At 34.7% G+C, this 12,461-nt stretch carries 9 protein-coding genes; 8 read left to right on the top strand and 1 reads right to left on the bottom strand.

Annotated features, from left to right (window positions below):
- Positions 1–4: 4 nt before the first annotated feature.
- Together LB888_RS01375 and LB888_RS01370 are read left to right on the top strand one after the other, a co-directional pair.
- Positions 5–1,003 carry a nucleoid-associated protein gene (locus LB888_RS01375; protein WP_318753310.1) on the top strand — a complete coding sequence of 333 codons (999 nt, stop codon included), beginning with the start codon at positions 5–7 and terminating at the stop codon, positions 1,001–1,003.
- 17 nt (positions 1,004–1,020) lie between these two features.
- Positions 1,021–1,152: a hypothetical protein gene (locus LB888_RS01370; RefSeq protein ID WP_318753309.1), complete on the top strand. Its 132-nt coding sequence runs from the start codon at positions 1,021–1,023 to the stop codon at positions 1,150–1,152.
- Between the two features lie 206 nt (positions 1,153–1,358).
- On the opposite strand, the gene LB888_RS01365 is transcribed toward LB888_RS01370, so the two are convergent.
- Positions 1,359–2,402, bottom strand: coding sequence for a S41 family peptidase (locus LB888_RS01365; RefSeq protein ID WP_318753308.1), 1,044 nt, complete (start codon positions 2,400–2,402; stop codon positions 1,359–1,361).
- A 532-nt stretch (positions 2,403–2,934) separates the two neighbouring features.
- Here LB888_RS01365 and nagA point away from each other — a divergent pair.
- The 6 genes from nagA to LB888_RS01335 all read left to right on the top strand — a co-directional run bounded on the left by nagA (position 2,935) and on the right by LB888_RS01335 (position 12,371).
- Positions 2,935–4,083 (top strand): N-acetylglucosamine-6-phosphate deacetylase, encoded by a 1,149-nt coding sequence (gene nagA, locus LB888_RS01360; RefSeq protein ID WP_078756121.1) that lies wholly within the window; start codon positions 2,935–2,937, stop codon positions 4,081–4,083.
- Positions 4,084–4,451: 368 nt separating this feature from the next.
- Complete coding sequence (gene thrS, locus LB888_RS01355) at positions 4,452–6,392, top strand: threonine--tRNA ligase (protein ID WP_318753937.1); 1,941 nt, start codon at positions 4,452–4,454, stop codon at positions 6,390–6,392.
- A gap of 1,309 nt (positions 6,393–7,701) precedes the next feature.
- Positions 7,702–8,424: a MurR/RpiR family transcriptional regulator gene (locus tag LB888_RS01350; protein ID WP_318753307.1), complete on the top strand. Its 723-nt coding sequence runs from the start codon at positions 7,702–7,704 to the stop codon at positions 8,422–8,424.
- Between the two features lie 112 nt (positions 8,425–8,536).
- The gene (locus LB888_RS01345) at positions 8,537–10,132 is read left to right on the top strand and encodes a PTS transporter subunit EIIC (protein WP_318753306.1); all 1,596 of its coding nucleotides are present in this window, start codon (positions 8,537–8,539) and stop codon (positions 10,130–10,132) included.
- Positions 10,133–10,142: 10 nt separating this feature from the next.
- Positions 10,143–11,453, top strand: coding sequence for a 6-phospho-alpha-glucosidase (locus LB888_RS01340; RefSeq protein ID WP_318753305.1), 1,311 nt, complete (start codon positions 10,143–10,145; stop codon positions 11,451–11,453).
- A 27-nt stretch (positions 11,454–11,480) separates the two neighbouring features.
- Complete coding sequence (locus LB888_RS01335) at positions 11,481–12,371, top strand: NADP-dependent phosphogluconate dehydrogenase (RefSeq protein ID WP_318753304.1); 891 nt, start codon at positions 11,481–11,483, stop codon at positions 12,369–12,371.
- The last annotated feature ends 90 nt before the right edge of the window (positions 12,372–12,461 follow it).

Here is a 12,461-nt window from a genome sequence, read left to right as displayed (position 1 = left end):
TGCTATGTTAATTATTGAAAAAGCCATGTTGCATATATTAGATAAAGATTCTGGTAACCTTTATCTATCCGATAATTTAATGAATTTAGAGGACGGTTATGTACAAGATTACATTAACCGTCTTGTTGTTAAAATTCAAAAGTCAGATTATAAGTTTGAAGCATTAACGAGTGATTCAATCATTTATCCGATGATTACAGGAGAACGTTCCTTTGAAGAAGTGACCCGTGATTTAGCTAATAAAATTTATAGTATTATCGCACCAGCTGAAAATATTCCAGCTGCGGATTACTTATTTTTTGAAGGACGCGATGAATTAGAAGAACATTATTTTGGAATTTTACGTTTAGACTATCAGTCTTCTTTTACTCATTTTCTTGAAGTGGAAGAAGGGATTAGTAATCAATTAATTCAAAACCATGCGATTTTACCAAGTCCAACGGCCAAACCATCCGAAGCGTTTATTTTAAATCACGCTACCATGGTTTATCAATTAGTGGAAAAACGTTATGAGATTGAAGGCACAAAACAACTTTATTTCTCTGAGCAAGTATTGGGTATCATACCACCTGAACCTACTCCTACTCATATTAAGCAAATTCGACGCACCGTTAACTCGGTTGCCAAGCGTTATGACGAACCGGCTTATGAAGTAATGGCAACAGCACAAAAGGTGATCTATGAACAATTAGATGAATCCAATGAAATCGATAGTGAAGCCGTGATTGAAAAAGTCTTTGAACATAATACTGGGGCTTTAGCTGCCGCTAAGGAAGAAATTGCTGAGAAAGAAGTACCGGAAAAAATTGTCGTGACCAATGTACCAAAATATGAGAAGAAGTATAGTAAGCAAAAGTTTAAACTCGCTAATGGAATTGAACTATTCATTCCAATTGAATTGTATGATAATCCAGATATCGTCGAGTTCATTAATCATCCGGATGGTTCAATTTCAGTTGTCATTAAAAATGTAGAGTCGATGATGAGCCGATTTAATGGGTAGTCATCTGAGTAGATTTAATGAATCCAATACAATTAAATAATAAATTTAAGTCCTGGGTAGAATCAATCTATCCAGGATTTTTGAGTGGTCAAGAAGTAGAAAGTCGAATGATTTTCGCTTCGTTTGTCCACTTCTTTGTCTGGATTTAGGGGACATGACAAATATTCTACAGTTAGTTTTAAGGATTTTTGCGCCACGGCTTTTCCAAAGTGGCATCTTAAATTAGATTACATAAAAAATTAAGCAGACCTACCAAAAGTAGTATTTTAAAACAGCTCCTTAAATAAATACGAGTAAAGTGACCCCAAAAGACTAGATTTTTCGTCTAACTTTTTGAGGCCACTATAAAATAGTATTAATCTAAAGAGGTCTTACTTAGCCATTGTAAAGCATCATCCAAAGGTGTCTTTGAATCGACATCAGGCACGATAGGAGTATCTTTATAATCGGTACCTTCATTACTTTTTAAATAGCCTGTCGCTAATAGAAGGTCCGTGTCGTTACTAAGGGCATACCCACTTAAAACGGAGGTATATCCGGCTGATGTTTTACCGAATAGTTTACTGTCAATCGTTGTAGTATCTTTAATCGCAATTGCCAGTAATTCTGCCGCACTGGAGGTATATTCATTAATTAAGACCGCAACGGGAACATTTAATTGACTGAGTCGTTTTATGGCATAAGTATTCTCATAGTTATTTGCTACAGATAGGGTCGTATTGTCAATTTTTATGCCACCGATTTTTTTATCTTTATTATTGTAAAAGGATAAGAGATTACCGTCAGGAAAAAGGAAGTTAGTCGTTGCAAATAAGATGGCATGTGAACCACCTGTATTATTTCTTAAATCTAGAACAATACCTTTTATATTTTGACGATTTTCTTCAATAGGATTCAGAACCGTTTCAGTGTATTTATTAAATTCCGTAGTAATATCAGTGCCATTGTTACTCACAGTGAAGAAATTATATGTTTCTGGCAAACTGATGTGAAGGATGCCATCTTCCAACGTTTCAACAGAAGGATATTTAAATAAATCGGGTTGATCTTTGTCAATATGAGAGGTTTTTTTAACAATAAAGGAATGCTTACCACCGACAATTCTTAACGCTTTAGTTAGTTCCAGCATCATCGAAGCAAAACTATTAAATTCTAAAGGCGATTGTTGATACTCATCATAATAGTCAATCCATGGCTGTTCATTATGGTATAAGCCTTCCTCATTAAATATCGCAAGTGTTTGATTATAAAATTCCGTTGGGGTGATTTCCGAAGAAGTTTCCGCCTCAATTATGATAGGACATAATAATCTGAAAGAGATTAATACGACCATTATGAGATTAATTATTTTCTGTAATATAGGTTGGTAAATGACCCATTTGAACTCTTTATGATTCACTCATAACACCTCCGAAGTTAGTAATGCCAGGTTCCACTGTAAAAGACAGATTATTTAGCCTACAATCCTCAAGGTATGTATCTGTCATCGCAATCTTTATTTGCATTAAAATTAGGGTAATAAATTTCAATTTATAGTACTTCCTATTAAAAAATTTATCATAATTGGCAAAAATGTAAAGTGTTTTTTAATAATATCGATTGTATTAGTAGAAAGCCAGTTCGATAAAAAAGGGTAAAGCAAGTTGACCGTATACAATCGAACTTTTAATCAATTGATAGAAGTAATAGATGTAAAAGTCACTTTAATTCGTCTAGCTGCTTGTTTGCGATCGGCATGGAGCGAGTATTATCTATTTTGAAAATAGGAAGATTAAATTTATCGACGAAGATGAGCAGAAGAGACTATGACTTTTTCATTGAATCAATCTGATGTCTTTATCCAAATAAATTAATTTTCTACTGTGATTATGGTTTTAAGATTCAATCATAAGGCGTATAATAGAGCATGAAGAATAAGGAGGCATGGGAAGATGACTTATTATGTAAAAGCAAAGGGCATCGTGTTAGAGCAGGAAGTAGTAGAAAATGCGTATTTAGAAATAAATGCGGGCAAGTTTGGTGAGGTTGTCAAAGAGGTACCAGCGGGTGCTGAAGTGGTGGATTATTCGAACTCTATCATTTCGGCAGGCTTAGTGGATACGCATATTCATGGCTACAAATCGCATGATGTAATGGACAATGATTTTGAAGGAATTAAAGTCATGTCAAATGGTTTATTAGAGTGTGGCGTTACCTCTTGGTTACCGACTACTTTAACCTCATCAGTAGAGTTGTTAAATGCGGTTTGTCAAACGATTGGCGAACATTATCAAGAAGTAGAAGGGGCCAAGATTAGAGGGATTTTCTTAGAGGGGCCGTTCTTTACTGAAAAATATAAAGGCGCTCAAAATCCTAAATATATGTCGGATCCTTCGATTCCCGTTTTAGATAAATGGCATCAATTATCCAATCAATTAGTCAATAAAATTGCGATTGCGCCGGAACGTAAAGGGGTAAAAGAGTTTATTGAATTTGCGAAGTCAAAAGATATTCATGTGGCATTAGCCCATAGTGATGCAACTTATGAAGAAGCGATGGACGCTGTCGATAATGGCGCGAATATTTTTATCCATACATATAATGGGATGAGTGGACTTCATCACCGTAATCCTGGCATGGTAGGTGCGGCTTTAAGTTCTGACGGTACCTTTGCTGAATTAATTTGTGATGGTCATCATGTCCATCCTGGTGCAGCTAAAGTAGTCGTAAAAGCGAAAGGACCTGAAGAAACAGTCTTAATTACTGACTGTATGCGCGCCGGTGGTATGGGTGATGGTGAATCAAAATTAGGTGAGTTTGACGTCATTGTTAAAGAGGGAGCAGCCCGTCTTAAAGAAGGGGGCAATTTAGCTGGCTCTATCTTAGAGTTAAAACAAGGTGTTAAAAATGTCTATGATTGGGGCTTAGTAGATGTCGCTGATGCTTTAAGAATGGCTTCATTGTCACCAGCAAAATCGGTAGGAATCGATGATGTTTGTGGACGCATCGCACCTGGATTGGATGCGGATTTCATTGTAGTTTCGCCTGAATTAGTATTAGAAGCAACTTATTTAGATGGTGAAAAACGTTATCAGGCTTAAGGAATGTTATCTTTTTATTAAAAATTAGTTTTTAAAAGCATGAAAGCTTGAATTCAAAGTCTTTTAGTGGCATAATAGGAAACATAAATCGACAAGTAACAAAGACATGGATGATTAGTGTGTGTTTTAGCGAGAGGCGGGTTGGTGCAACGCCTTAGATCCACTAATGATTTACCCCTTTGTAAGATGCTACTGCGAACTAAAGTAACGGTAGACGTCTGAGCGCGTTAAGCTCTTTAAGCATCAGCTTGCTGATGAAAATTGGGTGGAACCACGTCTTGAAGTCGTCCCATTGTGTATTGTAAAAATATGCAATGGGGCGCTTTTTATTTGTTGAAATAATATTTTGGGGGAAATATAAAATGGCGATGATTACCTTAACTTTTCCAGATGGGAATACAAGAGAATATGAACAAGGTGTAACAACTCGTGAAGTCGCAGAGTCAATTAGTAAATCTTTAGCAAAAGCTTCTTTAGCGGGTAAATTGAATGGTGAGTTAATTGATTTTGAACGACCTATTATGGAAGATGGTTCCATTGAGATTATTACGAATAAGAGTGAAGAAGCATTAGAAATTTTACGTCACTCCACTGCCCATTTAATGGCGCATGCAATGACTCGCTTATTTCCAGGGATTCATTTTGGGGTAGGGCCAGCGATTGAATCAGGTTTCTACTATGATACAGATAAGGAAGAACAAATTACGGAAGAAGATTTACCAGCAATTGAAAAAGAAATGAAAAAAATCATTTCACAAAACTATCCAATTGTTCGTCGTGAAGTATCGCGTGAAGAAGCGTTAGAAATCTTTAAAAATGATCCATATAAAGTGGAGTTAATTAATGATTTACCTGCAGATGAAGTGATTACCGTTTATACCCAAGAAGATTTCACCGACTTATGTCGTGGGGTGCATGTGCCTTCAACTGGTAAAATTAAAGTCTTTAAATTATTATCATTAGCTGGTGCTTATTGGCGTGGTAACTCAAACAATAAGATGATGCAACGTGTATACGGGACTGCTTTCTTTAATCAAGCTGATTTAGATGAGTTTATGAGATTACGTGCCGAAGCGCGTGAACGTGATCACCGTAAATTAGGTAAAGAATTAGGCTTATTTATGATTAGTCAAGAAGTTGGTTCTGGTTTACCATTCTGGTTACCTAAAGGTGCAACTATCCGGCGTATTATTGAGCGTTATATTATGGATAAAGAAGTTGCTTTAGGTTATGATCATGTATATACACCAATTATGGCTAAAGTTGATTTATATAAGACTTCCGGTCACTGGGATCATTACCAAGATGATATGTTCCCACCGATGGATATGGGTGACGGTGAAATGTTAGTGCTTCGTCCGATGAACTGCCCGCACCATATGATGATTTATAAAGATGATATTCATTCATATCGTGAATTACCGATTCGTATTGCGGAATTAGGTATGATGCACCGTTATGAAAAATCTGGAGCTTTATCTGGTTTACAACGTGTGCGTGAAATGACCTTGAATGATGCGCATATTTTTGTACGTCCTGATCAAATTAAAGAAGAATTTACACGTGTCATCAATTTAGTTGAGGAAGTTTATAAAGACTTTAATATTACGGATTATCGTTTCCGTTTATCTTATCGTGATCCTGAAAATAAAGAGAAATATTTTGATGATGATGAGATGTGGGAAAAAGCTCAAAGTATGTTGAAAGAAGCGATGGATGAGTTAGGCTATGATTATTTTGAGGCGGTTGGTGAAGCGGCTTTCTATGGTCCTAAATTAGATATTCAATTCAAGACTGCTATCGGTATTGAAGAAACAATGTCAACCATCCAGTTAGACTTCTTATTACCAGAGCGTTTTGATTTAACTTATGTAGGGGAAGATGGTCAAAATACTCATCGTCCAGTGGTTATTCACCGTGGTGTAGTGTCAACGATGGAACGCTTTGTCGCTTACTTAATCGAAGAGTATAAGGGAGCTTTCCCTACTTGGTTAGCGCCGGTTCAAGCGGTGTTATTACCGGTTAACTTAGATGCGCATGGTGATCGTGTACAAGAAATTTATGAAGCATTACGTAATCAAGGTTTCCGTGTGGAAATGGACTTACGTAATGAAAAATTAGGTTACAAGATTCGTGAAGCGCAAACGTCTAAGGTGCCTTATCAAATTGTCATTGGTGATCAAGAGGTTAGTGATGGTACGGTTAATGTGCGTCCTTATGGCTCTCAAAAATCCGAAACGCTATCGTTTGAAGACTTTGTGGCTCGTTTGACAAAGGAAGTCGAAAACAAAAGTCGTAAAGCAGAATAAGATTAGATTAAGAGATAAATCCAAGTTGGGATTTGATCCACAATTAAAGAGTGATATAAAAATATAAATTGGTTTATTGTCATGAAAGAACGATGACAAATGCAATTTTGACTATGATTCATTATTAAAAAGTAACGGCAACATCCTTCTGTCCTTTGGACATCCGGATTAAAATTTCTGAGGCACTCTAAGAGCTAAAGCTCAAGAGTGCTCATGCGAAATTTTTGCTTAACGTTACTAATAATGACTCATAGTCTTTTTTACATTCACAACTAAAAAAATAAAATGGGGAGTTAATCTGAGACACGCTAAAAGTTAAATAATTGAGATATTGTTAGTTTATTGTAATTCAAAAGCAATGGCATCGGCTTTCTGTTCACTTCGTGGAACATCCAGCCTTCAATTCTTGAGGTTTTCTGGGAGTAGACCAGAAGTAGAAAATTGAATAATTTTCGCTTCGTTGGCCTACCCCCGCACAGTTGAGTAGGCCTCAAACACTGCGATATAAATTAGCGAACACAACGTGATTGCATTTATAAAGTTTATGCCTATCCATGAAAACTCATGCAGAATTGATGCTTAACATTGCTAATCACAATAAACTAACTTTTTCTTGCAAATTTTTTCTTAGCGTTACTCATAATAACGCATAGTCTTTATTTGTATCATAATTTAAATATAAAAGGGAAGGGTTAATCGGTAAAACTTTCTGGGGAAGGTTTTTCAGAGTCACTTGCCTGCGGGAAATGAAGACGTGGATAGACTAATGAATAAATTTAGTACGGATTGGGTAGAGAGGGAGTTGAAATTTGATTATATAATATCATACAATTTCACAATCATAGTGTTTTCAAAAGCAGGGGATGTGTTTTCAATATATTTGGATAAATAGGATGAAAGCATTACATTTGGAGTTTATTCACAATCCGGCAGCTAAATTGTATTTGAAAGAAGAATTGTCATTTTCATAGTGTCTCATTTTGAGACACAAAAAGGCCATATTTTGACAGATATTTTCATTTTCATAAAATTTCGGGATTATAGTCGCAAAACTTAAATAAATCTTAATAATGTGTCTCATTTTAAGACAAAGTTTGTGAATGAAAATGGATCTAGCAAAATGCGGTGGAAATTAAGTGAGAATTTAGAAGGGAAAGAGGGCATTCACAAAGTGACTAATTTAATTTTAGAACTTTCAAATATATCCGAGATTGAACTTATCTTCACTTTTTCATTATTTTATCGTGCACGCTGTATGTCTTTTTGATACAATAAATAATTAGAGAGTTAATTATTTAGGAGGTGGATTATGAATAATATTTACCAGCATAAGAAACTAAGTGAAAATGAACAGGAGATTTTAAATTTTATTGAAAAAAATCAAGATAAAATTGGTTCAATGACGATTCAACATATGGCCAAGGAAACATTCACCTCTGCCTCGACTATTTTTAGATTAGCAAAAAAATTAGGTTTTGATGGTTATACGGATATGATTTACGAGTTTACTCATCGTCAAGGAAAACAGGAGTTAAATAAAAATGAAGTAAATGATCTATCAGAAATATTTTTGAATGTTTTTGAAACCAATAAAAAAATCGCAGAAGAAGTGAAGCTCTTATTGAATGATCATAGTAAGACTATCTTTATTATTGGTACAGGTTATTCGGGAATTATTGCAGAATACTTATATAAAAAATTACTGGGTAAGGGAAGTAATGTCATCTTTACTAATGGTGCTGATAGTAATGCATTATTTTTGAATAATATTAATCGCATTAATACCTTAATATGTGTTTCAAAAAGTGGGTTTACCCCTATGATTAATGATAAAGCAAGAATTGCCAAGAAACAGAATATACCAGTTATTTCATTTTCACAAGATAATGATAATGATTTAGCAAGGATTTCAGACTTTAATTTTATCATCGAAAATCATAATAAATTTGATTGGAATAATCAAAGAACGGGTTTATTTTTTCCTGTATTGTTAATGTTTTTTGAATATTTAATTGAAGATATATATGAATGAAATATTTTTCTAAATCAGGAAATATGTTTCATTCTTTTTTATTTTGTAGATAATGTAAGCGGTGTAGTGATATGATGAAATCAACAAAAATTGAACTTATGGAGGTTTAGTTATGAAGGGAAAAGTTATGGAGGCCATGCAAAAATTTTCGCGGGCAATGTTTATTCCAGTGTTAATTTTGCCGATTGCAGGGTTATTAATAGCAATTGGTAATTTATTAACGAATGCAAGGTTATTAGAGGTTGTACCATTTATGGATAATCCAGTGACCAAAAATTTTGGCTCAATTTTAACCGGGTCATTGGTTACGATACTTGTTAACTTAGGAATTATTTTTTGTGTAGGGATTGCAGTTGGTCTAGCAAAAGAGAAAAAAGGGGAAGCTGGTTTTACAGCATTACTATCTTTTTTAGTTTTTATTAACGCAATGAATCGGACGCTTACTTTAAATGGGCATTTGATTGAATCGGACTCATTATCTGGTACTGGACAAACAATGGTATTAGGTGTTCAAGTATTAGATATGGGTGTATTCGCCGGAATTATGTTAGGTCTGATAGTTGCGTATGTTTTTAACAAATTTAGTAATATAGAATTTAATAATGCCTTTAATATTTATGGTGGAACACGTTTTGCTTTTATTGTCCTCATCCCAGTTGTAGTTTTATTTGGAGTGTTGATGACTTATGTGTGGCCAAGTTTCCAATATGGAATCAATCAATTAGGCGGTTTTATTCAAAAATCAGGTAATTTTGGCTTGTTCTTATATGGTGCTTTAGAGCGGTTATTAATTCCTACTGGATTACACCATTTAGTTTATACACCATTTTTATATTCATCCTTAGGTGGAACAGAAACGATTGCGGGGCAAGTTTTTGAAGGTTCTCGTAATATTTATTTTGCTGAAATGGTAGAACCGTCGATTCAACGTTTATCAGAAAGTGTTATTTGGGACGCTCGTGGTATTTCTAAAATGTTTGGTTTGATTGGTGCTTGTCTTGCGATGTATATGACTGCATCACCTGAGAAAAAGATGCGTGCTCGTGCTATTTTAATTCCAGCTGCATTTACATCATTTATTGCAGGGGTTACAGAACCAATTGAGTTCTCATTTATGTTTGTTGCACCTATTTTATTTGTGATTCATGCTGGATTAAGTGGATTATCAATGGTTGTATTAAACTTATTTAATGTTAGAGCAATCGGGCCAAACGGGTTTATTGACTTCCTGTTAATGAATGTTCCTTTAGGAATACAAAAAACTTCTTGGCCTATGTATATCTTAGTAGGTATTTTCTTCTTTGCTTTATATTTCGTCATTTTTAAATTTATGATTGAAAAATTTGATTTAAAAACAATTGGTAGGGAATCAGCTACTGAAGAAACAAGACTATATTCTAAGAAAGACTATGAAGCGAGAAAAAATCAAGGTGGAACTTCAGATTCCAATGATCAAGCATTAGTACATGATATGGGAAGAATTATTGTTGAAGCATTAGGTGGTAAAGAGAATATTGTGTCTGTTGATAATTGTTATACAAGATTACGGACAGTTGTTAAAGATTCTTCATTAGTAGATGAAAGTACTTTAACGAATGCAACCAATGCCAATGGTGTTGTGATTAAAGATGAAAATGTTCATGTTGTTTATGGACTAAATGTAACGAAGATGCGTAATGCTGTCGATGAGTTTTTAGCAAATTATTAGGGAGGATATTATGAAGAAATTTTCAGTTGTAATTGCTGGTGGAGGAAGTACATTTACACCGGGTATTGTAAAAATGTTATTAGCGAGTTCAGAACGTTTTCCATTGAAGAAACTATACTTATATGATAATGATGAAGAACGTCAAGCAGTATTAGGGGAAGCTATTGAAATTATGTTAAAAGAGGATGCTCCTGAAGTTGAATTTGTCTATACTGCGGATCCTGAAGTAGCTTTTACAGATATGGATTTCTGTATGGCTCATATTCGTGTAGGGAAATATGCGATGCGTGAGTTAGACGAAAAGATTCCATTAAAACATAATGTAGTGGGTCAAGAAACGTGTGGTGCAGGTGGTATGGCATATGGCATGAGAAGTATTACTGGAATGCTTGAAATTATAGATTATATGGAAAAATATTCACCAGACTGTTGGATGTTAAATTATTCCAATCCAGCTTCAATTGTCGCTGAAGCGTGCCGAGTACTACGTCCAGAATCTAAAGTGTTAAACATTTGTGATATGCCAGTGGGAACTCTAAGAAGAATGTCTCAGATTATTGGTACTACACCCGATCAATTAGAAGTAGACTATTTTGGGTTAAATCACTTCGGATGGTGGACAAGTGTTCGTGGTAAAGATGGAACTGATTATACTCAATTAGTAAAGGACTATGTTAAAGAAAATGGTTATTTAAACCAAGTTGAAATTGACACTCAGCATACGGACCCAAGTTGGCAAGAAACACATAAAAAAGCGCGTGATATTTACGCTGTTGATCCACGCTTCTTACCAAATACTTACTTGAAATATTATTTATTCCCTGATTATGTAGTTGAAAATTCTAATAAAGAGTATACACGTGCCAATGAAGTGATGGACGGTCGTGAGAAGGATGTTTTTGAAACGGCAAGACATATTATTGAAACTGGAACAGCAAAAGACAATGGGTTCCATATTGATAGCCATGCTTATTTTATTGTTGATTTAGCACGCGCAATTGCCTTTAATACTCATGAACGCATGCTGATGATAGTTGAAAATAATGGTGCGATTGCTAACTTCCCTGATGATGCGATGGTGGAAGTGCCGTGTATTGTTGGGAGTAAAGGACCAGAGCCAATCTGTCAAGGTCAAATACCGATGTTCCAACAAGCATTAATGCACCAACAATTAATGTGTGAAAAACTATTAGTTCAAGGGTATATTGAACAGGATTATCAAAAAGTTTGGCAAGCATTTACTTTATCTAGAACAATTCCTTCAGCAACTGTCGCTAAAGAAGTGCTAGATGATTTAATTATTGCAAATAAAAACTTTTAGCCAGAATTACATTAGGAGAATTTATTAATGGAGATAATAGTGATTGGTCTCGGAAAAATGGGGTTATCTCTCGCTAAACAATTAAACGATCATAATATTATTGTAAAAGGTTATGATATAAATGGTGAAATTGCTAACTTATACCAACATCCTAAATTTAGTTTTATAACTGAATTCGATCAATTGTTTGATGCGAGTAAAAAAGAAATAATATTTTTAGTTTTACCTGCAGGTAAAATCACCGACTCTACATTTGATAAAATACTGCCTTTAATTAAAGAGAAGAGTTCAATTATTGATTTTTCAAACTCACAATTTAAGGATTCATTGAGACGATTTGAAGACGCCAAAAAATATGACATTCGTTATTATGATTGTGGTATTTCAGGTGGAGTTGAAGGCGCAAGATATGGTGCTTGTATGATGATGGGTGGCGAAGGAACACTCGATTCAGTCTTAGAAGAAACATTGACTAATTTATGTGTGCCTAATGGCTTTATATATCACTCACAGCCAGGTAGTGGACATTATTTAAAAATGGTGCATAATGGTATCGAGTATGGAATGATGCAAGCTATCGCCGAAGGGTTTGATTTACTTTATACACAAAATAAATATGAATTTGATTTAGCAAATGTTGCGAATCTATGGAATCATGGTTCAATAATAGAATCGTTCTTAATGGAAAAATTGTATGAAGAATTAAAAACTGAGCCCACATTACAAAAATTCAAGGGTGAGGTTTCTTCCTCAGGGGAAGCACTGTGGACCATTGAAGAGGCAATGGCAAATGAAGTACCAGTTCCAGTAATCGCATTATCTTTGATGAAGCGAAATAGCACCTTAGATGACAATCAATATTCAGGAAAAGTATTATCAGCCATGCGCTATCAGTTTGGTGGACATCAAGAATTATAAAAATGTTCCCTTCCATTTTTGGGAGGGAATTTTTAATATAGAGCGAAAGTATTGTAAAGTTTCCATGATCACCTTTGACAACCCTTTCAA

It is taken from the genome of Globicatella sp. PHS-GS-PNBC-21-1553 (genome assembly GCF_033564055.1).
Lineage (GTDB): Bacteria > Bacillota > Bacilli > Lactobacillales > Aerococcaceae > Globicatella > Globicatella sulfidifaciens.
This window is presented reverse-complemented; position numbering and strand designations above follow the sequence as displayed.